General features: G+C 34.1%; 28 protein-coding genes. 10 read left to right on the top strand and 18 right to left on the bottom strand.

The genetic code is table 11. The features are described 5' to 3' along the window. The gene (locus RMR09_RS07980; protein ID WP_310595269.1) at positions 1-561 is read left to right on the top strand and encodes a DNA-3-methyladenine glycosylase I; all 561 of its coding nucleotides are present in this window, start codon (positions 1-3) and stop codon (positions 559-561) included. Between the two features lie 57 nt (positions 562-618). On the opposite strand, the gene aat is transcribed toward RMR09_RS07980, so the two are convergent. The 4 genes from aat to RMR09_RS07960 all read right to left on the bottom strand — a co-directional run bounded on the left by aat (position 619) and on the right by RMR09_RS07960 (position 5,784). Then, complete coding sequence (gene aat / locus RMR09_RS07975; RefSeq protein WP_310595268.1) at positions 619-1,254, bottom strand: leucyl/phenylalanyl-tRNA--protein transferase; 636 nt, start codon at positions 1,252-1,254, stop codon at positions 619-621. A 178-nt stretch (positions 1,255-1,432) separates the two neighbouring features. Beyond that, positions 1,433-3,859 carry a ribonucleoside-diphosphate reductase subunit alpha gene (locus RMR09_RS07970; RefSeq protein ID WP_310595267.1) on the bottom strand — a complete coding sequence of 809 codons (2,427 nt, stop codon included), beginning with the start codon at positions 3,857-3,859 and terminating at the stop codon, positions 1,433-1,435. 114 nt (positions 3,860-3,973) lie between these two features. Then, complete coding sequence (locus RMR09_RS07965) at positions 3,974-4,951, bottom strand: ribonucleotide-diphosphate reductase subunit beta (protein ID WP_310595266.1); 978 nt, start codon at positions 4,949-4,951, stop codon at positions 3,974-3,976. A gap of 266 nt (positions 4,952-5,217) precedes the next feature. Further along, positions 5,218-5,784: a DUF3109 family protein gene (locus RMR09_RS07960; RefSeq protein ID WP_310595265.1), complete on the bottom strand. Its 567-nt coding sequence runs from the start codon at positions 5,782-5,784 to the stop codon at positions 5,218-5,220. A 164-nt stretch (positions 5,785-5,948) separates the two neighbouring features. Here RMR09_RS07960 and RMR09_RS07955 point away from each other — a divergent pair, with 164 nt between their 5' ends. From RMR09_RS07955 to RMR09_RS07945, 3 genes are all read left to right on the top strand, one after another. Continuing rightward, positions 5,949-6,527: a MarC family protein gene (locus tag RMR09_RS07955; protein ID WP_310595264.1), complete on the top strand. Its 579-nt coding sequence runs from the start codon at positions 5,949-5,951 to the stop codon at positions 6,525-6,527. 81 nt (positions 6,528-6,608) lie between these two features. Continuing rightward, entirely contained in the window at positions 6,609-6,806 is a 198-nt protein-coding gene (locus RMR09_RS07950; protein WP_296684703.1) for a hypothetical protein, read from the top strand. Next, entirely contained in the window at positions 6,799-7,416 is a 618-nt protein-coding gene (locus RMR09_RS07945; protein ID WP_310595263.1) for an FAD-dependent oxidoreductase, read from the top strand. Before RMR09_RS07950 ends, RMR09_RS07945 begins: the two co-directional genes overlap by 8 nt. Positions 7,417-7,420: 4 nt before the next feature. Here the strand turns inward: RMR09_RS07945 and RMR09_RS07940 are convergent, their stop codons facing one another. Continuing rightward, on the bottom strand, positions 7,421-7,855 hold the full coding sequence (locus RMR09_RS07940) for a dCMP deaminase family protein (RefSeq protein ID WP_310595474.1): 435 nt from the start codon (positions 7,853-7,855) through the stop codon (positions 7,421-7,423). 4 nt (positions 7,856-7,859) lie between these two features. Beyond that, entirely contained in the window at positions 7,860-8,453 is a 594-nt protein-coding gene (locus RMR09_RS07935; RefSeq protein WP_310595262.1) for a HupE/UreJ family protein, read from the bottom strand. Between the two features lie 174 nt (positions 8,454-8,627). Between RMR09_RS07935 and RMR09_RS07930 the strand changes: the two genes are divergently transcribed. The 3 genes from RMR09_RS07930 to RMR09_RS07920 all read left to right on the top strand — a co-directional run bounded on the left by RMR09_RS07930 (position 8,628) and on the right by RMR09_RS07920 (position 11,046). Beyond that, positions 8,628-9,059, top strand: coding sequence for a TerB family tellurite resistance protein (locus tag RMR09_RS07930; RefSeq protein ID WP_310595261.1), 432 nt, complete (start codon positions 8,628-8,630; stop codon positions 9,057-9,059). Between the two features lie 229 nt (positions 9,060-9,288). Continuing rightward, complete coding sequence (locus RMR09_RS07925; protein ID WP_310595260.1) at positions 9,289-9,768, top strand: GNAT family N-acetyltransferase; 480 nt, start codon at positions 9,289-9,291, stop codon at positions 9,766-9,768. A 24-nt stretch (positions 9,769-9,792) separates the two neighbouring features. Beyond that, on the top strand, positions 9,793-11,046 hold the full coding sequence (locus RMR09_RS07920; protein WP_310595259.1) for an aspartate kinase: 1,254 nt from the start codon (positions 9,793-9,795) through the stop codon (positions 11,044-11,046). A gap of 71 nt (positions 11,047-11,117) precedes the next feature. Here RMR09_RS07920 and phoU read toward each other — a convergent pair whose 3' ends face one another. The 8 genes from phoU to RMR09_RS07880 form a co-directional block, all read right to left on the bottom strand. Next, positions 11,118-11,792, bottom strand: a complete 675-nt coding sequence (phoU, locus tag RMR09_RS07915; RefSeq protein WP_310595258.1) for a phosphate signaling complex protein PhoU — start codon at positions 11,790-11,792, stop codon at positions 11,118-11,120. A gap of 59 nt (positions 11,793-11,851) precedes the next feature. Continuing rightward, positions 11,852-12,610, bottom strand: coding sequence for a phosphate ABC transporter ATP-binding protein PstB (gene pstB, locus RMR09_RS07910; protein ID WP_310595257.1), 759 nt, complete (start codon positions 12,608-12,610; stop codon positions 11,852-11,854). A 44-nt stretch (positions 12,611-12,654) separates the two neighbouring features. Further along, on the bottom strand, positions 12,655-13,599 hold the full coding sequence (pstA, locus tag RMR09_RS07905; RefSeq protein ID WP_310595256.1) for a phosphate ABC transporter permease PstA: 945 nt from the start codon (positions 13,597-13,599) through the stop codon (positions 12,655-12,657). Position 13,600: 1 nt separating this feature from the next. Continuing rightward, complete coding sequence (pstC, locus tag RMR09_RS07900) at positions 13,601-14,806, bottom strand: phosphate ABC transporter permease subunit PstC (protein WP_310595255.1); 1,206 nt, start codon at positions 14,804-14,806, stop codon at positions 13,601-13,603. A gap of 86 nt (positions 14,807-14,892) precedes the next feature. Continuing rightward, positions 14,893-15,726 (bottom strand): phosphate ABC transporter substrate-binding protein, encoded by an 834-nt coding sequence (locus tag RMR09_RS07895; RefSeq protein ID WP_310595254.1) that lies wholly within the window; start codon positions 15,724-15,726, stop codon positions 14,893-14,895. A 32-nt stretch (positions 15,727-15,758) separates the two neighbouring features. Then, positions 15,759-17,084: a porin gene (locus RMR09_RS07890; protein WP_310595253.1), complete on the bottom strand. Its 1,326-nt coding sequence runs from the start codon at positions 17,082-17,084 to the stop codon at positions 15,759-15,761. A gap of 153 nt (positions 17,085-17,237) precedes the next feature. Continuing rightward, the gene (locus RMR09_RS07885) at positions 17,238-18,308 is read right to left on the bottom strand and encodes an ATP-binding protein (protein ID WP_310595252.1); all 1,071 of its coding nucleotides are present in this window, start codon (positions 18,306-18,308) and stop codon (positions 17,238-17,240) included. A 77-nt stretch (positions 18,309-18,385) separates the two neighbouring features. After that, positions 18,386-19,069, bottom strand: a complete 684-nt coding sequence (locus tag RMR09_RS07880) for a response regulator transcription factor (protein ID WP_310595251.1) — start codon at positions 19,067-19,069, stop codon at positions 18,386-18,388. Positions 19,070-19,297: 228 nt separating this feature from the next. Between RMR09_RS07880 and RMR09_RS07875 the strand changes: the two genes are divergently transcribed. Both RMR09_RS07875 and RMR09_RS07870 read left to right on the top strand, forming a co-directional pair. After that, complete coding sequence (locus RMR09_RS07875) at positions 19,298-19,636, top strand: T9SS type A sorting domain-containing protein (protein WP_310595250.1); 339 nt, start codon at positions 19,298-19,300, stop codon at positions 19,634-19,636. Positions 19,637-19,725: 89 nt separating this feature from the next. Next, entirely contained in the window at positions 19,726-20,706 is a 981-nt protein-coding gene (locus RMR09_RS07870) for an acyl transferase (RefSeq protein ID WP_310595249.1), read from the top strand. On the opposite strand, the gene RMR09_RS07865 is transcribed toward RMR09_RS07870, so the two are convergent. Together RMR09_RS07865 and RMR09_RS07860 are read right to left on the bottom strand one after the other, a co-directional pair. Then, positions 20,703-21,644 carry a DUF3078 domain-containing protein gene (locus tag RMR09_RS07865; RefSeq protein ID WP_310595248.1) on the bottom strand — a complete coding sequence of 314 codons (942 nt, stop codon included), beginning with the start codon at positions 21,642-21,644 and terminating at the stop codon, positions 20,703-20,705. The two genes, RMR09_RS07870 and RMR09_RS07865, sit on opposite strands and share 4 nt — an antisense overlap. Positions 21,645-21,677: 33 nt before the next feature. Beyond that, positions 21,678-23,450, bottom strand: a complete 1,773-nt coding sequence (locus RMR09_RS07860; RefSeq protein ID WP_310595247.1) for a 1-deoxy-D-xylulose-5-phosphate synthase — start codon at positions 23,448-23,450, stop codon at positions 21,678-21,680. A gap of 37 nt (positions 23,451-23,487) precedes the next feature. Here RMR09_RS07860 and RMR09_RS07855 point away from each other — a divergent pair, with 37 nt between their 5' ends. Beyond that, positions 23,488-23,931 (top strand): nucleoside deaminase, encoded by a 444-nt coding sequence (locus tag RMR09_RS07855; protein WP_310595246.1) that lies wholly within the window; start codon positions 23,488-23,490, stop codon positions 23,929-23,931. A gap of 178 nt (positions 23,932-24,109) precedes the next feature. On the opposite strand, the gene RMR09_RS07850 is transcribed toward RMR09_RS07855, so the two are convergent. Further along, entirely contained in the window at positions 24,110-25,654 is a 1,545-nt protein-coding gene (locus tag RMR09_RS07850; protein WP_310595245.1) for a ribonuclease E/G, read from the bottom strand. Between the two features lie 390 nt (positions 25,655-26,044). Continuing rightward, complete coding sequence (locus RMR09_RS07845) at positions 26,045-26,335, bottom strand: HU family DNA-binding protein (protein ID WP_039112429.1); 291 nt, start codon at positions 26,333-26,335, stop codon at positions 26,045-26,047. Positions 26,336-26,435 lie beyond the last annotated feature (100 nt).

Below are 26,435 nucleotides of genomic sequence, written 5' to 3'. Positions count from 1 at the left end.
ATGAATAAAAACAGATGCAAATGGTGCGTAGGTATTCCAATCTACGAAGCTTATCACGATCATGAATGGGGAGTTCCTGTTTATGACGACCAAAAATTATTTGAATTTCTAATCTTGGAAACATTTCAAGCAGGATTGAGTTGGATTACTATTCTCAAAAAGAGAGAAAACTTTCGTTTGGCTTTTGACCAATTTGATTACCAAAAAATTGCACTATATAACGAAACTAAAATTCAAGAACTATTACAAGATTCAGGTATTATTCGAAACCAATTAAAAGTACGTTCTGCAGTAGCTAATGCGATTGCTTTTATGGAAGTACAACAAGAGTTTGGAAGTTTTAGTAAGTATATTTGGCAATTCACTGACGGGAAGCCTATCATTAATACTCCACAACATTTAAAAGAAGTGCCTGCTACTACCCCACTTTCAGATGCTATAAGCAAAGACCTAAAAAAACGTGGATTTAAATTTGTTGGATCAACAGTAGTGTATGCACATATGCAAGCCACAGGAATGGTAGACGATCACGTTGCGGATTGCTGGAAAAGAACTAGTTAACGATTTACGATATTCGATATTCGATTTACAAATTGATTTTTGATATTGTCATTGACTTTAGCTTTTCAGAATTGTAATAAATTCGGCTCTAGCTATTTCGCGACAACCTAAACTTTCCAGATGCGGATTATAAATTTGGCAATCCAACAATTTGTAATTGTTCGCTTTTAAATGTCGTGACCAATGAATAAAAGCGACTTTAGAGGCATTCGGCACTTTAGAAAACATACTTTCACCACAGAAGATAGTCCCTAAATCAACTCCGTATAGACCTCCTACCAATTCGTTATCTTGCCATACCTCAACTGATTTGGCTATACCCAATTCATTCAATTTACAATAGGCTTCAATCATTTCGTTAGTTATCCAAGTACCGTGTTGTCCCTCTCGTTTTATTTTTTGGCAATTGGAAATTACGCCTCTGAAATCCTGATTAAAAGTTACTTTAAATGCATTTCGATTCAAAATGTTTCGCATGCTTTTGGAAACCACTACTTCATCCAAGAATAAAACCATTCTTGGATTGGGCGACCACCACAAAATAGGATCTCCGGGTTCGAACCAAGGGAAAATGCCGCTTTTGTACGCCAATAGTAATCGCTCAGTAGATAAGTCTCCGCCAATAGCTAAAAAGCCGTCTTTATTGGCTTCAGAAACAGGAGGAAATACTAAGTCTTTGGTGAGGTAATTCATTTTGAAGATAAAATAGGTTTATAGCCCAGATGGAAGCGGCATCCTTTTTAGGTGACTGAGGCGTTCGAAGTCACATAAAAAGATATAGCGTACAGCTGGAATTAGCTTCTAAAAAAACAGCCATCAAAAATTGACAGCTGTTCTAGTATTTATTTGCCGTTAAGCAGGTGATAAATTATTATGACCCACACATTTCGCATTCCTCAGGACCTGCATTGCGTGCTTGTTCAATCATCGCTCTATATTCTTCGGCAGTCATTTCAACTGCTTCATTAACTACAGCAACAGGTTGTTCCTTCACTTCTACTTCAACCACTTCAACTGGCTCTGCTTTTTTATCATTGTTTACCGTAAACTTAATCGCATCTACTGCTGATTTTGTTCTCAAGTAATACATTCCAGTTTTTAAACCTGATTGCCAAGCATAAAAGTGCATAGAGGTCAATTTAGAATAGTTAGCATCTTGCATGAACAAGTTCAACGATTGTGATTGATCAATAAAATACCCTCTATGACGAGACATATCAATAATGTCTTTCATAGACATTTCCCAAACGGTTTTGTACAATTCCTTCAAGTCTTGTGGAATCACATCAATGTTTTGAACAGATCCGTTTTCACGCATGATTTGCTGCTTCAATGATTCGTTCCATAAACCACGCTCTACTAAATCGTGCAATAAATGTTTGTTCACCACGATGAACTCTCCAGACAATACACGACGAGTATATAAGTTAGAAGTATACGGTTCAAACGCTTCGTTGTTTCCTAAAATTTGAGAAGTCGAAGCAGTTGGCATTGGCGCAACTAATAATGAGTTTCTAACTCCATGTTCCACCACTTCTTTTCGTAATGAAGCCCAATCCCAACGACCTGATAATTCTTCGTCTTTCATTCCCCAAAGATTATGTTGGAATTCTCCTTGAGAAATTGGAGATCCTTTGAAAGTAGAATATGGTCCTTCTTCTTTAGCCATTTCCATGGAAGCAGTAACTGCAGCAAAGTATAATGTTTCGAAGATTTCTTGGTTTAATTTTTTAGCTTCATCACTAGTAAACGGCAAACGCAACATAATGAAAGCATCTGCTAATCCTTGTACACCAAGACCTACTGGACGGTGGCGCAGATTTGAGTTTTCTGCTTCTTGTACTGGATAGTAGTTTCTATCAATTACTTTATTCAAGTTGCGTGTAACACGTTTGGTTACATCAAATAACAATTGGTGATTGAAACTTCCGTTTTCCACAAACATTGGTAACGAAATTGAAGCCAAGTTACACACTGCAATTTCATCTTTAGAAGTGTACTCCATAATCTCAGTACACAAGTTAGATGAACGAATAGTTCCTAAATTCTTTTGATTTGATTTACGGTTAGCCGCATCTTTGTACAACATATAGGGAGTTCCAGTCTCGATTTGAGATTCTAGAATTTTTTCCCATAATTCACGTGCTTTAATCGTTTTTCTACCTTTTCCTTGTGCTTCATACGAAGTATATAACGCTTCAAATTCTTCGCCATATACATCATACAACCCTGGACATTCGTTTGGACACATCAATGTCCAAGTAGTATCTTCTTGTACACGTTTCATGAACAAATCAGAAGTCCACATGGCAAAGAATAAATCTCTTGCACGCATTTCTTCTTTTCCGGTATTCTTTTTCAAATCCAAGAAATCGAAAATATCAGCATGCCAAGTTTCAATATAAATAGCAAAACTTCCTTTACGTTTACCACCACCTTGATCTACATAACGAGCGGTATCATTAAATACTCTCAACATAGGAACAATCCCATTTGAGGTACCATTAGTCCCACGAATGTAAGATCCTGTCGCACGTACATTGTGAATTGACAATCCAATTCCTCCAGCCGACTGAGAGATTTTAGCTGTTTGTTTCAATGTATCATAAATTCCATCGATACTATCATCTTGCATAGCCAAAAGGAAACAAGAAGACATTTGTGGTTTTGGCGTACCTGCATTGAACAAGGTTGGCGTAGCGTGTGTAAAGAACTTTTTAGACATTAAGTCGTAAGTTTCAATAACGGAATCCAAATCGTTCAAGTGAATTCCTACCGAAACACGCATCAACATGTGTTGTGGGCGTTCTACAATTTTTCCGTTAATACGCAATAAATACGAACGTTCTAAAGTTTTAAATCCGAAATAATCGTAATTAAAATCTCTATTGTAAATAATGTGTGAATTTAAAAATTCAGCATTCTCTTGAATTACTTTATGCACTTCCTCTGACAACAAAGGAGATTCTTGATTGGTTCTTGGATTTACATAATGGTACATTTCATTCATCGTTTCTGAGAATGATTTGTTGGTGTTTTTATGCAAATTCGAAATTGCAATACGGGCAGCTAACTGAGCATAATCAGGATGCGCAATAGTCATCGAAGCTGCGGTTTCTGCCGCAAGATTATCTAATTCTGATGTAGTAACTCCGTCATACAATCCTTCAATCACACGCATTGCTACTTTTACAGCATCAACTAAATCATTTAAACCATAACATAGTTTTTTAATTCTATCTGTGATTTTGTCAAACATTACTGGCTCTTTATGGCCATCTCTTTTTACTACATACATAATCTTGTGGGTTTTAAGAAACCAAGAAATCCCTTCCTTGCTTTCGGGTATTTGTTACTAATTGTTTGCGCCTATGTGCGCGGTAATCTATTCAGAATCTGAAACGAGTTCAGATTAAAAATCAGCGTCGAATGTTATTTTTTGAGCATCTGAATCGGTGTTCATTACTCCTGCTTTTTGGTATTCACCAACACGTTTTTCAAAGAAATTGGTTTTTCCTTGTAACGAAATCATATCCATAAAATCAAACGGATTAGAAGAGTTGTACACTCTCTCGCATCCTAATTCTACTAAAAGTCTGTCAGTAACAAACTCCAAATATTGCGTCATTAGATTGGCATTCATTCCAATTAAACTAGCCGGAAGCGACTCCGTGATGAATTTTCTCTCGATATCCAATGCGTTAGTCAAAATTTCTGTAATTCTTGCTTTTGGCACTTTGTTAACCAAGTGATTATTGTGCAAATGAACTGCGAAATCACAATGCATACCTTCGTCTCTTGAAATCAACTCATTTGAGAAAGTTAAACCTGGCATTAAACCTCGTTTTTTCAACCAATAAATCGAACAAAACGAACCTGAAAAGAAAATTCCTTCTACAGCGGCAAAAGCAATCAATCGCTCTGCAAAAGAATCAGAACTAATCCATTTCAAAGCCCACTCAGCCTTTTCTTTAATGGCTGGAAAAGTTTCAATAGCATGAAACAATTCGTGTTTTTCTGCTTCGTCTTTTACATAAGTATCAATCAATAAAGAATAGGTTTCACTATGAATATTTTCCATCATGATTTGGAAACCATAGAAAAATTTTGCTTCTGGATACTGCACTTCAGCCACAAAATTTTCAGCTAAATTCTCGTTTACAATTCCATCTGAAGCAGCAAAAAATGCTAAAATATGTTTGATGAAATATTTTTCATCTGCATTCAACTTGTTATTCCAATCATTTAAGTCGGTATGTAAATCAATTTCTTCAGCGGTCCAAATACACGCTTCTTGTTTTTTATACCACTCCCAAATATCTTGGTGTTTGATTGGAAAAATCACAAAACGATCTTTGTTTTCTTGTAAAATTGGCTCAATTGCAGACATAATAAGTTCTTTGTTTTTTGATTGAAAAAGTTAAAATTTTGGGACATCTTGGGGTTTACAAAGATTGTGAAATATTGCGGTTATTAAAAGCCAAACTTATTCACAATCGGCTCTAGTTTTTAACAAAACTAAAATATATAGGAATTTTAACCCAAAACATAATTTATTAAAAATCAGTGTTTTGAAAACGTAAAAAACGATATAGTCCCGTAAAATATAGGATTTTTAAAACTAAAGTATGAGAAAAAATTCGTGTAGAGTCGGAATTATTTTTTTAGATCTAAAGCTACTTTTTCAAGCTCTAAATACCAATCTTCTCCAAACCTTCTAACCAAGGCTTCTTTGACAAATTTATAGACTGGAACTTGTAATTCTTTACCTAAAGTACAGGCATCATCACAAATATGCCATTTGTCATAATTCACTGCGGTAAATTCAGTAAAATCTTTCACTCTAATAGGATATAAATGACAAGAAACGGGTTTTTTCCAATCTACAATTCCTTCATTATAGGCTTGTTCAATACCACATAATGCAGTATCGCCATCAAAAATTACATACGCACAATCTTTACCTTCTATTAAGGTAGTTTCAAAATCACCATCTTCTCCTTTTACCCAAGTTCCTTGCGCTTCAATAGCAGCAATTCCTTCGGGACGTAAATAGGGTTTTACTTTAGGATAAATGGCTTCCATGATTTTGGTTTCCTCTTCACTCAATGGTGCTCCCGCATCACCATCGATACAACAAGTCCCTTTACAAGCAGACAAATTACAAACAAACTCTCTTTCGAGTATCTCTTCTGAAACGATGGTTTTTCCTAATTGAAACATTGGGTACATAAATTGAATAATGAGCTGCAAATGTAATCAAACCTCCTGAAGAAAAAAGCGTCTATCTTATCATAAATTTTACACCTTCTCAGTATAGTGCAAAAAAATATAACATTATCGTTTAATTTACTCAAAAGTGTAACTTTGCAATAAAATAAAAAGACATGTTTGAAATTGACTTTAGAGAAATACTTACCGTAGGAATGGTACTATTTGCTGTGATTGATATTGTAGGTAGCATTCCTATTATTGTGGATTTAAGATCCAAACACGGGCATATCGAATCAGAAAAAGCGTCTATAGTTGCTGGAATAATTATGATTGTCTTTTTATTTATTGGAGAAGAATTTCTTAAAATAATAGGCATCGATGTTCATTCATTTGCCGTAGCAGGATCTTTTGTGTTATTTTTTATTGCGTTAGAAATGATATTAGGGATTCGTATTTACAGAGACGAAGAATCGAGTTCAGCTTCTATTGTTCCTATTGCTTTTCCTTTAATTGCAGGAGCAGGAACTATGACCACCTTGCTTTCTTTACGTTCTGAATTTCACACCATCAATATTTTGATTGCTATTTTATTGAACTTAATTTTGGTTTATATCGTTTTAAAGCTATCATCCAAATTAGAACAATTATTAGGAAAAAATGGATTAGGAGTAATTCGCAAGGCTTTTGGGGTGGTGCTTTTGGCAATAGCTGTTAAATTATTTGCTGCTAATGTTAAAGGTTTGTTTGTCTAAAAGAAATTTTTATAAATTTATCCCCTATTTAATTAAATACGATGATTCACAAGTTATCGGTATTTATAAAATAAACATCTTATGAAAATTTTTACTGCTGTTTTGATTTTTTTGGCTTCCGCTTTAATCATCTTTAATGTCACTCGCCTTGATTTTAGCAATCTGTTACAAGGAGAAAGTATGTATGCCTTAATTGGTATTGCTGCTTCTTTTTGTGCTGTATTGATTCTTTTGATTTTTAGAATGTCAAAAGAAATTGAAAAACGAATGAATGACTAATACTTTTGACGTACTGATTGTCGGTGGTGGCGTTTCAGGAATGTCCTGCGCACTTGTTTTAGGTTCTGCCAAAAACAAATCTTTTGCAGCTGAAAAGCAAATTGGAATTTTCACCCATCAAAAATCATCAATGCTTCAAGAAGCTATTTTCAACAATGCTTATGGTATTACCCCAGGGAAATTAGGGTCTGAATTGTTAGCAGAAAGCAAAGCTCATCTTTCAAAACTCTATCCTCATGTTATTCAAATACCTGATGAAAAAGCATTGAAAATCGAAGGTAAATTCCCTGAATTTACAATAACCACCAATAAAAATACCTACTCTACAAAAAATATCATTATTGGTATAGGGTCGGCTAATACATTTGACATAGAAGGCTTGATGGAATATGTTGAACCACATCAAAAAGCGCTACCCGAAAAACAACGCATTCAACTTCGCAATACAGACCACAAAATAATTGATGGTATATATGTTATTGGAACTTTGGCTGGATGTAGAAGTCAACTTACTATTGCTGCAGGAAGTGGCGCCGCAGTAGCAACTGATTTACTTAGTTTATGGAATGAAGGTCTACCAACCCAAGTTCATGATAGTATTAAAAAATAATACTTTATTCTTCTTCTAACACAGCTATTTGCTGCACATCAATACCTGCTTTAATTAAAAACTGAAGTCCTGAGTCGTCACGGTATCCGTTATGATAAACCACCCTCTTGATTCCTGATTGATGAATTAATTTACTACACTCTTTACAAGGAGAAAGTGTAATGTATAAGGTAGCTCCTTCGCAAGATTGTGTAGAACGTGCTACTTTTAAAATAGCATTCGCTTCAGCATGTAAAACATCCCAACGAGTTAATCCTTCTTCGTCCTCGCAACAATTTTCAAACCCAGAAGGGGTTCCATTATATCCGTCTGAAATAATCATTCGGTCTTTAACTATAATTGCACCTACTTGTTTGCGCTTGCAATAAGACAGTAGACTCCACTCTTTTGCAATTCTCAAATAAGCTTTGTCGTATTTATTTAATTTTTTTTCTTCCATTTTACTATTGATTCCAAATTTCATTTTCAATAATCATCGGTACAACCACTCCTATTATAAAAGCAGAGCCTACCAAAACCCAATCCCGTTTAGAAAACTTAAAGAAAGTTTGCATAATATAAGCCATAATCAAAACTACAAAAACTACAGCAATCTGTGCTCCTTCAATTCCTAAAGCAAACTCTAACAAGGGAACTAATTTAGAATTTGATGTCCCACCTAATACCGTTTTAAAATAATTTGAAAAGCCTAATCCATGTATAATTCCAAAAAACAAGGTGATAAAGAAAACTAAATTTAGCTTTTCTTTTTTAGTTGACTTTCCAATTGTAAATAAGTTAAATAAGGCAGTCGCCAAAATCGTTATTGGAATCAAAAATTCAACAACATTGGCTTTGATTACCATAATTTCATACACTGATAAAAGCAGAGCTGTAGTATGTCCCAAAGTAAAAAGAGTAACTGACAAGAGTATTCTTTTCCAATCTTTAAATGTAAACGGAATTACCAAGGCCATTAAAAATAAGACATGATCGTAAGCATGAATATCTAAAACATGGCGAAGTCCTATTTGAAAATAAACCCAAAATTCTGACATTAGTTCTGAATTAAAATAATTAAGGAATGTAAACTTACGATTAATTTTGATTACGGAAAATAATGGCTACATCAAATCCTATTTAGAAATAAAATTTATTATTGAAAATTGAGATTGAAAGCGGTCTGTTTTGAAAAAAAATGTACCTTTATAGTAATTAAAAACCCAATTATTATGTCATTTTCAGATTTATTTGATAGCGAATTTAAAACAAGAAATAAAGGTCATTTCTCAGCCATTGTTCGCGTGGCACTTGCCGATGGAAAATCTTCACCAGAAGAAAAGGCATTTTTAGATAAACTGGCTACAAGCCTTGAGATTTCAGCTTCTGAATACGAAGAAATCTTAGCCAATCCATTGAAATACCCAATCAACCCTCCTTATTTATACAACGATCGATTGGAACGTTTGTATGATTTAGGGCGCATGGTTCATATTGACCATCAATTAGGGGATCATCAAGAAAAGTTATTAGAAAAATTAGGTGTAGCATTAGGATTCACGCCAAGTAATATTGGTTATATTGTCAATAAAGCATTATCATTGATTGACAAAAAAGTAGACTTAGACACTTTCATTTATGAAATGAAGAACATGTATAAATAATCTCTTAGTCCCTACATTATTTTGTACTAAAAAGCTCCTCATATAGGAGCTTTTTTATTTTTCCAAATAATCACAAATAAATCGGAAGTCACAAATAGGTTGTTTTTTGTGAAAATGACATAAATTTTATTTTGTAGCTAGCTATCATTGTATATTTGCTAACCAAATCGACAAATTTGGTTAAAAAAATTATTATTTTTAGCAATTGATTCATTAATATTAAGAATTTATGACTATTCGAAAAGGAAATCCAGAAGATATGAAAGGAGTATTAGCTCTGATTCAGGAATTGGCTGATTTCGAGAAAGAGCCTGATGCTGTTGTAATTACAGTAGAGGATTTGATTCGAGATGGTTTTGGAACTAACCCATTATTTCATGTTTTTGTTGCCGAAGTGGAGGCTACAATAGTTGGTATAGCTTTATATTATTACCGATATTCTACTTGGAAAGGGAAAACTATACATCTAGAAGATTTAGTAGTTAAACAAAGTATGAGGGGAACTGGACTAGGTTATGCCTTATATTCAGAAGTAATAAAACAAGGAAAAAAAGACAATGTAAGACGAATTGAATGGGCTGTTTTGGATTGGAATACACCTGCAATTGAGTTTTATAAAAATTCAGGTGCCAAAGTTTTTGACGACTGGAGAGTGGCACAAATGGACGAAGAAGGCATTAACTATTTTCTTGAAAATAAATTAAAATAAAAATTACAGCAGTTATACATAATTATGAAAATATTCAAATTTGGTGGCGCCTCAGTAAAAGACGCCGATGGAATCAAAAACGTATATGACGTTTTACAAAAAGCGGGTTACGAAGATGTATTATTAGTAGTTTCTGCTATGGGCAAAACCACAAATGCATTGGAAGTAGTAATCAAAAATTATTTTGATAAATCCCCAGAGCTGAACTCCTCTGTTCAAGAAATTAAAAAATACCACAATCAAATCTTATTGGATTTGTTTGAAGACGACACACACCCAGTATTTGCTTCTGTAAACGAACAGTTTGCAGATTTGGAATACTTTTTAGCACATAACAAATCCCCTAATTACAACTTTGTGTACGATCAAATTGTAAGTTATGGTGAATTGATTTCGACTAATATTTTAAGTCATTTCATGAATTTCATGAACATTAAAACACAATGGCTTGATGTTCGCAATTTTGTAAAAACTAATGCTAATTACAGAGATGCAGAAGTAGATTGGGAATTAACTCAAAAAAATATTGCTAAAAATGTAGCGCCAAAAATCCTGAATATTACGCAAGGGTTTTTAGGTTCTGACGAAAATAATTTTACAACCACTTTAGGTCGTGAAGGTTCTGATTATACTGCGGCTATTTTTGCCTATTGCTTGAATGCTGAAAGTGTAACTATCTGGAAAGACGTACCTGGAGTAATGAATGCTGACCCGCGTTATTTTGAAAATGCGAGTCTGTTAAATCAGATTTCGTATCGCGAAGCAATTGAGTTAGCTTTTTACGGTGCATCAGTAATTCACCCAAAGACCTTACAACCATTACAAAAGAAAGAAATTCCTTTGTATGTAAAATCATTTATCAATCCATTATTAAAAGGGACTAGCGTATCTAAAGGAGTTGACTTAGAGCCTCTTTTACCTTGTTTTATCGTTAAAAGAAACCAATTATTGATTTCTCTTTCGTCAATAGATTTCTCTTTTATTATGGAAGAAAACATCAGTGAAATTTTCGGCTTATTCCACGAATACAAAATCAAAGTAAACTTGATTCAAAATTCAGCAATTAGTTTCTCTGTTTGTGTGGAAGACAAATTTGACAATTTCAAAGAATTGAATGCTATTTTATCGAAAAAATTCAAGGTTGATTTTGAAGAAAATGTTACTTTATACACTATTCGTCATTTCAATGATGATGCTGCGCAAACTGTTGAAAAAGACAAAACCGTTTTACTAAAACAAGTGAGTCGTGAAACTATGCAAGTGGTAACCAAAGAATAAACTAGTCTATTTTATAGCATAAAAAAAGCACCTGTATTGGTGCTTTTTTTTATCTCTATTAAAATCAAAAACTATTCTTCTGATTTCTTTTCTTCAAATTTCTCGTGCTTAATAATTTTAGCGTTGATCATAAAAAAGACATTTTCTGCAATGTTAGTACAATGCTCAGAAATACGCTCTAAATGTTTTAATACAATCACTAAATTGGTTCCTGAGACTACTGCTTTTGAATTTACTTTCATTTCGCCAACGATGTTATGAATTGCATCGTCAGTTTTATTTTTAATGCTTTTATTCAAAACAAATATTTCGCCAATAGTACTTTCATCACGAGTTATAAAACACTCATTGGTCTTTATTGTGATTTTTTCTACTTCTTTTGCTAATTCAGCTACTTGAAATCTAGTAATCAAATCGTGTTTGTCTTTGGTGTTTTTTGCTTTTTTGATAATGCTTATCGCTAAGTCGCCAATGCGTTCAATTTCATTACTGATTTGCATGGCCGACATAATAAAACGTAAATCAGAAGCAACAGGTTGTTGCAAAGCAAAAATACTTTGACAAATCTCATCAATCTTGATGTCTAATTTATCTATTTTATGCTCTATTTTTTTAACCTCTTTCCCTTCAATTAGTGGTTCAGCAAGCAAGGCTTTTACTGATTCTCCTACTTGATTTTGAGCAAGATTCCCTATTTTTTCGATTACATTTTTTAACTTTTCTAATTCTATTTCAAAGTGTGTCATCCTATTATTTTTTAGTTTAAGATTAAAATTACAAGTCTATTACTCTTGATTTGCAATGATTATCCAAATCTTCCTGTGATATAATCTTCGGTTTGTTTTTTTGCTGGTTTGGTAAAAATATCATTTGTTTTACCCATTTCGATTAATTCTCCTAAATAAAAGAAAGCAGTATAATCACTCGTTCTAGCTGCTTGTTGCATATTATGCGTCACGATAATGATGGTATATTGCTCTTTTAATTCATGTACCAATTCTTCAATTTTAGAAGTAGAAATTGGATCCAATGCACTTGCCGGCTCATCCATTAAGATAATGTCTGGGCTTACCGCCAAAGTTCTTGCAATACACAAACGTTGTTGTTGCCCCCCTGAAAGTCCCATTGCAGAATCACCTAAACGGTCTTTAATTTCATCCCAAATAGCCGCTTTACGCAAAGACGTTTCAACGATTTCATCCAATTCTGTTTTGTCCTTTATCCCGTTAATTCTCGGTCCATAAGCGATATTCTCGTAGATAGATTTTGGAAACGGATTTGATTTTTGGAAAACCATTCCAATTTTCTTTCTAATATTGACTACATCAACATCCTTATCATAAATATCAACCCCTTCCACGAGCATACTCCCTGTAATTTTTACATCGGGAATCAAGTCATTCATTCGATTAATACATCTCAAGAAAGTAGATTTACCACAACCTGAAGGCCCAATTAAAGCCGTTACTTTATTCTTAGGAATTTCTAACGAAATTTCTTTTAATGCTTTCTTTTCTCCGTAGTATAAAGACAAATCTTTTACTGCAATTTTTATATCTTTCATTTTCTGTAAGTTAAATCTAAAAATAATTTAAGTAATTAGGTCAATTACTTTGTTTTTCTTCTAATTCTTGATCGGATTAAAACGGCTACTAAATTCAATGACAAAGTCAATATTAATAAAACAAGTGTCGTTGCAAATTGTATTGGCATTGTTTTTTCAACATCTGAAGATTGCGTTGACATAATATAAATGTGATACCCCAAGTTCATAAATTGATCACTTAACGACCCTGGTAACGTAGCCAAATAATATGCCGCCCCCGTAAATAAAATTGGCGCTACCTCTCCTGCTCCTCTACTTACTGCCAAAATAGTTCCTGTCATAATTCCAGAAATGGAACCTGGGAAAACTACTTTTTTAATTGTTTGCCATTTGGTGGCTCCCAAGGCTAAACTTGCTTCACGCAATTCACGAGGAATCGTTTTTAAAGCCTCTTCTACTGAAACAATAATTACGGGCAATGTCAATAATGACATAGTAAGACTTGCCCAAAGAATATTAGGTTGTCCCCAACGCAATTGTCCTCCATTCAAAACGGTATCGGCACCCGCACCAACAAATTGAATAAAGAAACCCAATCCAAATAAACCAAAAATAATAGAAGGTACAACCGCTAATGTTCGAATTGAAAATCGAACCGCTGCTGCAATTACTGAATTTTCTTTAGCATATTCTGTCAAATAAATGGCTGTAATAGTTCCAAATGGCACGGCAGCAATAGACATTACAATAACCAAAATAAAGGTTCCTATCAGAGCAGGAAAAATTCCTCCTTTAGTCATCCCTTCCGTTGGAAATGAACTAATAAATTCCCACGAGAATTTATCTCGCCCTTCATAAACAATGATTCCAAGTATAATAAAAAGGATAGCTATAATCAATAGAACTGCCAATTGTGTAGTTCCAACGATCAACTTCCCTTTGATATCGATTCCTTTTCCCTCACTAGAGAAAAAATGATTTTCTGTTGTATTCGTATTTGTATTCATATTATTTGCCTTGGAATTTTTTAATTAATTTTCCTTTTACATAAAACTCTGCCAAAGCATTTAAGCCAAATGAGAAAATAAAAAGTAACGACCCTATGAAGAATAAAACACTGTAATGTGTTTCTCCAAAAACCGTTTCTGCCATTTCAGCACCAATAGTTGCAGCAAAAGTTCGCACACTTTCAAAAGGATTTGATGAAACTAAAGCAGCGTTTCCTGTAGCCATTAAAGCAATCATGGTTTCTCCAAAAACACGTCCCACACCTAACAATAATGCCGCAAAAATACCTGGTGTCGCCGCTGGCAAAACCACAAAAAATGCCGTTTGCCATTTGCTCGCACCTAAAGCTAAACTTGCTTCTGTATAGGTTTTTGGAATAGACGACAAGGCATCTTCCGAAATGGTATATATAATTGGAATTGCTGCTAAAGCCATAGCTACTCCGCCTACAAAGGCATTCAATCTAGAGTCGTAACCAAACACATTTTGGAAAAAAGAAGCTAAAACCATCAAAGCAAAAAACCCAATTACTACTGACGGGAAAGCTGCCAACATTTCGATGATAGGTTTAATAATCTCTTTCGTTTTTTTAGAAGCAAAACAAGACGTAAATAAAGCAGCTAAAACAGCTAAAGGCCCTGCAATAAGCATTGCAATTATGGTTACTTTTAATGTCCCAATTAGTAATCCAAACAATCCAAATCTTGGATTGTCGGATACTGGAACCCACTCTGTAGTCAAAAAGGTATTCCAAGTATTTCCTGCTCCATCACCATTTTCAGTTTCAGCAACCTTATCTGACATTTCTTCTGAATCTGAAGTTAGCGGTTCTGCCTTTACATCGCCATAGGTTTCTGGTTGTAAATCAGCCTGAGAAACGGGTTCAGAGCCATAAGTCTCCGGTTTCAATTCTTCAGTTGGCTCCGTGCCATACGATTCTGGTTTTAACTCTTCTGTCGACTCAGACCCATACGATTCGGGTTTTGAAGCTGAATCTGTTGCTTGAATCTCTGTTTTTGCAACTTCTTTACCAGTACTAAAAATAGGTAACGATTCTTTAAACACAAAAATGAAGATTAGAAAAATAATAGCAATAGATAAAAAAGCCACCGATGAAATGATTTTTTCAGCTAGAAACTCAGAAAGTCTGAATTGTTTTTTCAGACTTTCTTTAGTAAAATTAGTATTCGATAATTGAGAATTCATTGAATTGAATTATGAAATATATAAATTAGTTTAAACACAAAATTATCCCTCACCAAAAATGGAGAAGGATAATTTTAATATTGTAATTATTTTACAGGATAATAGCCTACCGAAACTATTACTTTTTGACCCTCTGGACTTAAAATCCAATCGATGAATTTTTTAGTTTCTCCTGTTGGTCTAGATTTCAAATACATGTACAAATATCTTGTAATTGGATATTGTTTGCTTTTGATTGTTTCTGCATTTGGAGCATAAGCAGGGCTTTTATCGTCTTTCTTAACTTTACAATCTTTTACTCCTTCAGCATAAGCTGCACCACCGTAACCAATAGCGAATTTATCTTTCTTAACTGCATTTACAATCGCAGCTGTTCCAGGTAGAGTTTGACAACTTGGTGAGTAATCTCCTTTAACAACATTGTCTTTAAAGAAAACGAAAGTTCCTGAACTACTTTCTCTACCATACAATCTGATTCCTGCATCTACTCCACCAACTTGTTTCCAGTTAGTAATTTTACCAGCAAAGATATCTCCGATTTGTCTCACTGTTAATTCAGAAACACCATTTGCTTTATTCAAATACACAGACAAACCATCTTTTGCACATGGAATTTCAATTCCAAGTGTATTGTAACGTTGTTTCAATTTATCTACCTCAGCAGCTTTCATTGGACGACTTGAGTTAGCAATATCAGTTGAACCATTAATCAAGGCTGCAATACCAACACCTGAACCACCACCAGTTACTTGGATTGTAGTTCCTGCATTTTTTTGCATGTACACCTCAGCCCATTTTTGTGACAAAATAACCATTGTGTCTGACCCTTTCACTGTAATTTTTTCCAAAGATGTAAACGATAATCCGATTACCATCACTAAAGCTAAAACTGCAGCTATTTTTAATTTTGTTGTTTTCATTTTTATTGATTTTAAAAAAATAGTTAATTAAATTAGAATTTCGCTTGAATTCTGATACTGAACTGATTGTCTGTTTTATCTCTGTTAGCAAAATCCCCTGAAGTAATACCGGTAGTTTTTTCATTTACTGGCAAAGAATAACCTGCTACAATTTTGATATTTTCATCATAAAAATATTGCCAAGATAAAGTCAGTGTATTATATTTTAAGTCGTTTGCATTTGTTACTGCATTCCCAGATAATTTAGTATTAGGATCAAATTCATCATAACGAGCAATAAATTGATTTTTAGTACCAATGTTTTTTATCAAAGTAGCATAGTAACCACTAAAATCTCTTAATCCGGCTACCTTGAATACTGAATTATAATTCACATAAATAGAATTCGAACCAACACCTGACATAGTTCCAGAAATATACTCTGCTTTCAAAGCCATTCCTCCTAATAAGTCATAGTAAATTTGCATTTCAGCACCCAACCAAGTTTTGTCTAATTTATCACCCACTACTGGAGTAAAAGCAGTTCCATCAGCTTTTGTAAAACCAGTCAAAGCAGTCCCTGGCATTACTTCAGTTTTTCCGAAGTAACCGTGTCCTCCAAAATCAATTCCTAAACCAGCATTTGGTAATTTAACAGAGTAAACGGCTCTAGCCATTACATCTTTAGTATTATCAACATCTTTAGTTTGATTTGCAGTAGTTCCTAAATTGAAGTTACCATTCATTACAGCCAACTGTAATTTTAAAGGGAAGTTGTATTTAGTATCAAAATTAGCTTCTAATTTAGCCCCTAATTCTTTTTCACCTGGATATAAAATCCCAGCCATTTTAGTTCTTTCTAACATCTCCATAGATCCTGAAGAGTACTCTACTTCATAATTTGGTCTATCAAACTGCCCTAAATACAATGAGAAAGTTTTCGTCCAACGGTCGTTCAAAACTACATAAGCATCTTTCAAAGACACTTTATCAAAAGCGAAGTCAGGTTGCAAAACAAATTTTACACCATCTAAAGCCTCATAAGCAAATTTAATTCTAGCTCTTCTCAAGAAAAAAGAATTAGTTATAGGGGCTGAAGTAGAAGAACTATTGATTCCATGAACACCATCAAAAGTCCATGTATCATACATGTCATACTGTGCTTGGATATATCCAGACACTTTAATTTTTGTCAATTTTGCAAGATCAGCATCAGAAGTCGCTAATCTTTCTTCTAAACCTTCAAATTTCATTGAGTGCGCATCTACAGATTCTTTCAATGCTTCAATGCTATTCGATTTTATGGTATCATTTTGCACATCTTGTGCTTTTGCCATCAAAGCGCCTAAAACAAAAAACGCTACAGTAATTTTTTTCATCGTTGTGTTAGATTAATTTTTCTGATGCAAAGATGAATCAGCTATGTTAACCTAATGTTACGATGGTATTATCTTGTGAAGAAATAATTGTTATTCAATTGTTATCCGAAGTATGCTATTTTGAACTACAATCGCTCAAAAGGATAATAAAAACTAGTCTTTAGCGATGTTAACCGCTTTGTCCAGAGTAAAAGAAAATTCAGAACCAACGCCAAATTCACTTTCTACATATATTTTTTGTTTGTGTGCTTCAACAATGTGTTTTACAATGGCTAAGCCCAAACCGGATCCTCCTTCAGAGCGAGAACCACTTTTATCGACACGAAAGAAACGTTCAAATAATCTTGGTAAATATTGTTGTTCTACACCCTCACCATTATCAGTTATTCGAACTAATAATTTTTTCTTGGTCAAATTGACGATGCTAACTTCTGTTAGACCTCCTTCTTTACCGTACTTGATAGAATTCACCACCAAATTTTCGACTACTTGTTGCAATTTGTCTTTATCTCCTTTTACAATAAATTGCTTACCAAAAGAATTCTCTAATTCTAGCTTAATTTTCTTTTTATCAGCTTTCATCTCCAAAAGATCCAAAACGTTTTGAATTAATTCTACCAAATCAAATTCAGAAATTTCTAAATGTAAATCTCCTGATTCTAGCTTGGTAATCATATCCAAATCTTCAACAATATATATTAATCGTTCCACTCCTTTTTCGGCGCGTTTCAAATATTTTTTTCGAATATTTTTATCCTCCATAGCCCCTTCAAGCAGGGTATCAATATATCCTTGTACTGTAAATAGAGGGGTTTTTAATTCGTGAGAAACATTACCTAGAAATTCTCTTCGGTATTCTTCTCTCACCTGAAGCATCTCGATTTCTAATTTCTTATCGGTGGCAAATTTTTTCACTTTTCGTGAAAGCGTTTCCATATCAGTTGTTATGGGCTGGTTGATAAACGAAGACGATTCGAGTAAAGCTACATCATCGTATATTTTTTTTATCCTACTATAAATGAAACGTTCTACACGATATTGTAGTACCAAAAAAGAAAAGAACAAAGTGAATAGAAAAAAAATAAACCCAAATGTAAGTACATCATGTTGCTCTAATTTCAACATGTACTTTGCTAAAATCATCCCAAACAAAGATGTAGAGATGCTAATAAGTAGTGCAGATTTAGAAGCAAATCGGTAATTCTTTTTAAAACTTATTTTCATCTATAATTCGTGGTTCTTTTAAATAAAGATAACGCAAAAGATTGCGTTATCAAATAAAAAATTAAAAAGTGAATGGGCTATATTTCTAACTTATATCCTACTCCTTTTATGGTTCTAAAAAAATCATCTCCTATTTTTTCTCTTAACTTTCGAATGTGCACATCGATGGTTCTTCCCCCAACAATCACATCATTCCCCCAAATAGTATCTAAAATTTCCTCTCGTTTAAATACTTTACCCGGTTTAGAGGCTAACAAATATAGTAATTCAAATTCTTTTCGAGGCAAGACAATTTCAACATTGTCTTTAATAATTTTATATTCTTCTCTATTAATTTCAATTCCACCGACATTTAATGTCTCTGTGTTTTTTTCTTGTTCCTTAGAACGACGCAATAATGCTTTTACTTTACTTACCAATAATTTTGGTTTGATTGGTTTTGTAATATAATCGTCAGCTCCTGCATCAAATCCGGCTACTTGGGAGTAATCTTCTCCTCTTGCCGTTAAAAAAGTAATAATAACATGGTTCAATTCTGTTATTTTTCTGATGTTTTCACAGGCTTCTATACCATCCATTTCTGGCATCATAACATCCATAATGATTAAATCTGGCACCTCACTTTTAGCCTTAGCAATTGCTTCTTTTCCATTAGATGCTGTGCTAATTTGATACCCTTCTTGAGCCAAATTATAACCTACAATCTCCAAAATATCTGGTTCATCATCTACCAATAATATTTTTGTACTTCGATTTTTCATTATGAAATATATAATGTATTTAATTTTTACAATGTAAATATAAAACAAAACAACCAAAAACCGATGCGATGCGATGCTAAGATAATAAATTGATAACATTGGGATAACACGGCTTTAACGTATAAAAGGAGCGCATTTATTGAAAAATTCCACATAACGCATTTTATTTCGTTTTGGTATATTTTTTGAAAAATATTTTTTATCTTTAACACTTGAAAATCATTTTTAATGACAAAAAACTACGTTTATATCACACTTTTGTTGTTCTTTTTCTTCTCTTTGAGCGCTTCAGCACAAGAAACTAAGCAACAAACTAAATTGCAAGAATCAACTTCTATTGAAGGATTGAGCTTGTACCCTAATCCTGTGAGTAACGGTAAAGTCTATATTACTACTAAAAATGATTTAGATAAAGAGATTCAAATTTTTGATGTTTTAGGTAAAAAAGTATTCCAAACAGTATTGAGTTCAAGAGAACTTAATATATCAACTTTATCTCCTGGCGTTTATATCATAAAAATCAAAGAAGAAGAAGCTTCTACTACTCGAAAACTGATTGTACGATAAAATCAAATATAAAAAGTTCCTAAATGGAGCTTTTTTTATGTCCGTTTCTTTTCCCATTTATTTCGATTACTTTTGTAAAAAAATAATTTTTGATTTCAACCCACGATATATTCACCATTAGCAATCAGAAGCAATTTGACAAAATCGCTTTGAAAGTCTTTCGTTTCCAATACGAGAATAATTTGGTGTATCGTGAATTTTGCGATTTCTTAAAAACCGATGTGCAAAAGGTAAAATCCATTCAACAAATTCCATTTTTACCCATTCAGTTTTTTAAAAGCCATTCCGTAGTTTCTTCTACAAATCCTATACAAACTACTTTTACCAGTAGTGGTACAACCGGAATGATTACTAGTAAACATTTAGTTACCGATGTGAGTATTTACGAAGAGAGCTACCGCAAAGGATTTTCACAATTCTATGGCAATATTGAAGACTATGTTGTTTTAGCTTTACTTCCATCCTATTTAGAAAGAGAAGGTTCGTCGTTAATTCACATGGTAGATGATTTAATTCAACTATCGAATCAGCCTGAAAGTGGCTTTTATCTTCATAATTACGACGAATTAATTGCCAAATTAATTCAATTAGATAAAGCAGGTCAAAATGTGATTCTAATTGGGGTTACCTATGCTTTATTGGATTTAATTGAAAAACATACTTTCCAATTAGAAAATACTATCATTATGGAAACAGGCGGAATGAAAGGCAAACGAAAAGAAATGATTCGCGAAGAATTGCATCAACAACTTTGTAAAGGATTTGGGGTTACCGCTATCCATTCAGAATACGGCATGACTGAATTATTGTCGCAAGCCTATTCTTTAGGCGAAGGAATCTTTGAATGTCCTTCGTGGATGCAACTACTCGTTCGCGATACCGAAGATGCGTTGTCTTACGTTAGAGAAGGGAAAACAGGAGGCATCAACGTAATTGATTTAGCCAATATCAATTCGTGTTCCTTTATTGCTACACAAGACCTAGGAAAAAAATACGCTAATGGAAGTTTTGAAGTTTTAGGTCGCTTTGACCATTCTGATATTCGGGGATGTAATTTGATGGTAGTTTAAAATTGGTACACAATACCCACACCTAACAACTGCTTTAATTGTGCTTTTGGACCAACAGTAACTTGAGTTCCATTAACTTCCTCTTTAGCTTTAATATCATCATCATACACAACTCTAGCGCCGATATTTGCTTTAACATATTGGTTGACTACCAAATCTAATGAAAGATCGCAATCCACATCAATATTTCCAAAATTATTAATATAATCAGAGTACAAACTGAGTTTGTTGACCAAGGTAATATTCTTCACGATTTCCCTTTTATAAAAACTAGTAAATAAAAACCCTAATTCTGTCTTGGAACGTTTCCCGTTAACAAGAATATTTCCACTAGTATCATAAATCGCTTTAGAGACCCCAAATGCCCCTTGATTGGCTAAATTTTGATCTAAAACTAAGGTTGTCTTAAACGTAAAAGGTGAAATATAAAAAATACGTTTTTTCTCTTTATTGGCATTTTCTGCCCCAACCCCCAAAAAGATGTAAGCTGGCGCAAACAATCGAGAAATTACTTTTTCGGTATTTGGATAGGCATATCCATTGGTAAACTGCGTATTGAAATTAAATTTAGCGGAATGGTACCAATTGGTAATCGTGTCTTTTCGATACCCAAAAGTAGAGTTAAATTGGATCGCATCATCTGTTTTTCTAACACCAAGTCCATCTTGCTTATTCAAACCATAGCGAACAAACAACTCATTTACCCACTTGCGATTTTCTTTAGCATACATTCGTAAAAATTCACCTTTGAACAAACCTGACACAGCACTATTCCCCCCAGCACTCCAGTTGACAAAAGCAATTTCTGAAATATCAAATCCTAATTTATTCTTTTTAGTCCAATACGAAATCGTATCGGGTGATTTCGTATTGGTCAATTCTTGAGCAAAAATTGACACTGAAAAAAGTAATAGAAAAAGAGCGCAAGCTAACCTCATTTTAGTATGTTTTTTAATCCTTAATTTGATATTTTAAAGTAGTTCTCTAAACAAAACTTCCAAACTACTAACGTCCATTTTACAAAATTGTTGTAATTCTAAAACAGTTCCTTGTTCAATAAATTGGTCTGGAACGCCTACTACTTGTATTTTTGAATGGTAGTTATTTATGGCAGCAAATTCTAAAATTGCACTTCCAAAACCTCCTGTAATAGTTCCGTCTTCAATGGTAATTACCATTTCAAATTTTGAAAAAATAGTATGCAAAAGTTTTTCATCCAAAGGTTTAACAAACGGGAAATCAAAATGCGCAATGTCAGATGGATTTTGTAAATTTTCCAAAGCCTGCGTCACAGTATTTCCAATAGTCCCGTTAGACAAAACAGCTACTTTTGTTCCTTCTTTTATACAGTGGGCTTTTCCAATTGTAATGGTTTCATACGGAATTTTCCAATGCGTATTTTGACCTCTTCCGCGTGGATAGCGAATCGCGATTGGATGTTCCAAGCCTAATTGAGCAGTATATAAAATATTTTGCAAAGCCATTTCATTCCTTGGAGAATACACAATCATATTTGGGATACAACGCAGATACGCCAAATCAAAAACACCATGGTGTGTGGCTCCATCTTCTCCTACCAATCCCGCACGATCCAAACAAAAAATAACAGGTAAATTTTGCAAGGTAACATCATGAATCACTTGATCATACGCTCTTTGTAAAAAAGTCGAATAGATATTGCAAAAAACAACCATACCTTGTGTTGCCATCCCAGCAGCTAAAGTCACTGCATGCTGTTCTGCAATTCCTACGTCAAATGCTCTTTCTGGAAATACATCCATCATCAACTTAAGCGAACTTCCTGTTGGCATTGCCGGTGTAATTCCGATGATTTTTTCATTTTTTTGTGCCAGATCTAAAATCGTTTCTCCAAAAACATCTTGGTATTTTGGAGGAAGATGTTCTTCTGATTTAGGAATAATTTCTCCTGTATTGGCATCAAATTTTCCTGGCGCATGGTATTGCACCTGATTTTCTTCCGCTTGTTGCAATCCTTTTCCTTTGGTAGTAATTACGTGAAGGAATTTAGGGCCTTTTACTTTTTTCAGTCGTTCTAATTCTTGAATTACTGCCTGAATATCATGTCCGTCAATTGGTCCCGAATAATCAAAATTCAAGGACTTAATCATGTTATTTTGTCTTGGATTTTTGCCTTCTTTGACTGCGGTCAAATAGTTTTTTAACGCTCCTACACTTGGATCAATTCCAATGGCATTATCATTCAGAATAACCAATAAATTAGCATCCGTAACTCCCGCGTGATTCAGTCCTTCAAATGCCATTCCTGAGGCAATCGAAGCATCGCCAATGACCGCAATATGGTGCTTTTCAAAATCACCTTTCAAATTAGAAGCAATCGCCATTCCTAAAGCTGCCGAAATAGAGGTTGATGAATGGCCTACGCCAAAAGCATCGTACTCACTTTCGCTTCTTTTTGGGAAACCCGAAATCCCATGAAATTGTCTGTTGGTGTGAAAATTATCTCTCCGTCCCGTTAGAATTTTATGTCCGTAGGCTTGATGACCTACATCCCAAATCAAACGATCGTTAGGCGTATCAAAAACATAATGCAAGGCAATAGTCAACTCTACTACTCCCAAACTAGCACCCAAATGTCCTTCTTTGACCGAAACGACGTCGATAATGAAGTCGCGCAACTCTTGAGCGAGTTGTGGCAATTGATTGACATCGAGTTGACGTAAATCAGTGGGACTGTTGATACTTGAAAGTAAATTGCTTAACATGGTGCAAATGTACAAATTGAATTCTTATTTTTGCCACATGGAAAACCCTTTCAACGATACCTATTTTATGAAGAAAGCCTTGCAAGAGGCTGAAATGGCTTTTGAAAAAGGTGAAATTCCGGTGGGCGCGCTGATTGTGATTAACAATACTATTATTGCGCGTTCCTATAATCTAACTGAATTACTTCACGATGTAACCGCTCATGCCGAAATGCAAGCCATAACAGCAGCGGCTAATTTCTTGGGCGGAAAATATTTAAAAGATTGCACCTTGTATGTTACGCTGGAACCTTGCCAAATGTGTGCTGGGGCTTTGTATTGGAGTCAAATTTCTAAAATTGTCTATGGTGCAACTGACGAACAACGTGGCTTTGTAAAAATGGGAACCCAATTGCATCCCAAAACTGAAGTGGTCTCTGGAATTTTAGCTGAAGAAGCTGCCGAACTGATGAAGCGTTTTTTTGCGGAGCGCAGAAAGTGATCTTTACTAATTACCCTTAGCCCAGATAGAAGCGGCATCCTTTTTAGGTGACTGAGGTACTCGAAGGCGCCAAAAAAGATAGAGCGGAAAGCTGGAAATAGCTCCTAAAATAAGATTGCTTCGTTCCTCGCAATGAAGCATAAAAAAACCGCCAATCTTTCGAAAGGCGGTTTCTTTTTTATTCTGAAATAACATTCCCTTTTTTGTCAAAGAAATGGTATTCTAAATACGTGTAAGCGTCACGTGGTATGATTTTCACCCATTTTTTATGTTCAAAGAACCACTTTGAACGTATTGATGGAAAACCTTTGGTAAGGTATGCAGCCACAAACGGATGTACGTTAAGTACAACAGATGGATGGCTTTTTAATACTCTTTCTAGGTCTAAAGTAATCTTGTCAATGATAAGAATTGGCGCTTCAATTTCGCCACTTTCATTATTAGGATCTTCTTCTCTAGTTTTAATATTCATTTCTGGTCTTACGCGTTGTCTTGTAATTTGAACTAATCCAAATTTACTCGGCGGTAAGATTTTATGTTTGGCTTTATCATCGCTCATTTCTTCTCTTAAGAAGTCGAACAATACTTTGCGATTTTCAGGATTCGCCATATCGATAAAATCAACTACGATGATTCCGCCCATATCACGAAGACGCAATTGTCTTGCTATTTCGGCGGCAGCAATCATATTCACTTCCATGGCGGTGTCTTCTTGATTAGAAGCCTTATTAGAACGGTTTCCGCTGTTCACGTCAATAACGTGTAAAGCTTCGGTATGTTCGATAATAAGATACGCTCCTTTACTCATAGAAACCGTTTTTCCAAACGAAGTCTTGATTTGTCTCTCTATATTGTATTTCTCAAAAATGGGAGTATCATTGGATTGATAAAACTTCACAATTGATTCTTTGGATGGCGCAATTTCTTGCACATAATCCTTGGTTTGTTGGTACAACTCTTCATCATCAATTTGAATACCACTAAAGGTATCGTTAAATACGTCTCTTAATATTGAAGAGGCTCTATTGAGTTCTCCTAATACTTTTGACGGGTGATGAGCAGTTGGTAATTTCTTACACATTGCAGTCCATCTGCTAAGCAGGTTCTGCAAATCTTTTTCTAATTCGGCTGTATTTTTGCCTTCGGCTACTGTACGAACAATAACACCAAATCCTTTTGGTTTAACAGATTGTACGAGTCTTTTTAAACGGTCCTTTTCTTTTTTGTCTTCTATTTTTTGAGAAATAGAAACACGATCTGAAAAAGGCACTAACACAATAAAACGTCCAGCAAGAGAAAGCTCAGCGCTAATTCTTGGCCCTTTGGTTGATATTGGTTCTTTTACGACTTGCACTAAAATAGATTGATTAGCACTCAAAACATCAGTAATGGTACCATCTTTATCAATTTCATTGTCAAACTGAAAGGTTTTTAGGGAGAAATCTTTTAATTTACCTGCGCTTACAAGTTTTATGAATTTCAGTTGGGAAGATAAATTAGGACCTAAGTCATGATAATGTAAAAAGGCATCTTTTTCGAAGCCAACATTTACAAAAGCAGCATTCAATCCAGCAACTGGTTTTCTAATTTTGGCAATAAAAATATCCCCAACTTGAAAGTTGCTTTTTTCCTCTTCTTTGTGTAATTCAATTAGTTTTCCATCTTTTAATAAGGCAAAATCTACGGCTTCTGAACTGGATCGAATGATTAATTCTTTATTCACGCTGTACATTTTTATCCGAACATTGGGTTGTCGGTCATTGGTTGTTCATTGTCAGAATAATCTAGCAACTAGCAACCATCAACTACCAACTTATAGTAAGGATGGATTAAACAATATTTTTAACAGGTATTGAACCCGGGGAGATTTTAGATTTTCGAGTTTTGATTCTTAATTTTAGATTTTTCAAATCTGCAATCTTAAATCGTAAATCTACATTCTTAAATCTCGATTTCAATGAACGTTTAAAAAGAAAAAAGTAGTTTAAAACTACTTTTTCTTCTTGTGACGGTTAGCTCTCGCTCTTTTTTTACGTTTGTGCGTCGCTACCTTATGTCTCTTTCTTTTTTTACCACTTGGCATATCTTGTAGATTTTATGATTAATTACTATTTTATTTTGCTTCGTTATTGATTTTTACGCCTTCTACAAAAACTTTTGCCGGTTTAAAAGCAGGAATATTGTGAGCAGGTATTTTTATTGTTGTATTTTTAGAAATGTTTCTACCTGTTTTTTCAGCTCTTGTTTTTACGATAAAACTTCCAAAACCTCTTAAATATACGTTATCTCCAGTCTCTAATGAAGTTTTCACTTCATTCATAAATGTTTCTACAGTTGCCTGAACATCTCCTTTTTCAAGACCTAATTTCTCTGAAATTTTCGCTACGATATCTGCTTTCGTCATTTTCTTTCCTTATTTATAAATGTTGTACTATTTTTTTGAGTTTGCAAATATATGAATTAAAAAAACAATTATTCAAGCTAATTCATTAAATTTTAATCAC

This window comes from Flavobacterium sp., assembly GCF_031537875.1.
GTDB lineage: Bacteria > Bacteroidota > Bacteroidia > Flavobacteriales > Flavobacteriaceae > Flavobacterium.
This window is presented reverse-complemented; position numbering and strand designations above follow the sequence as displayed.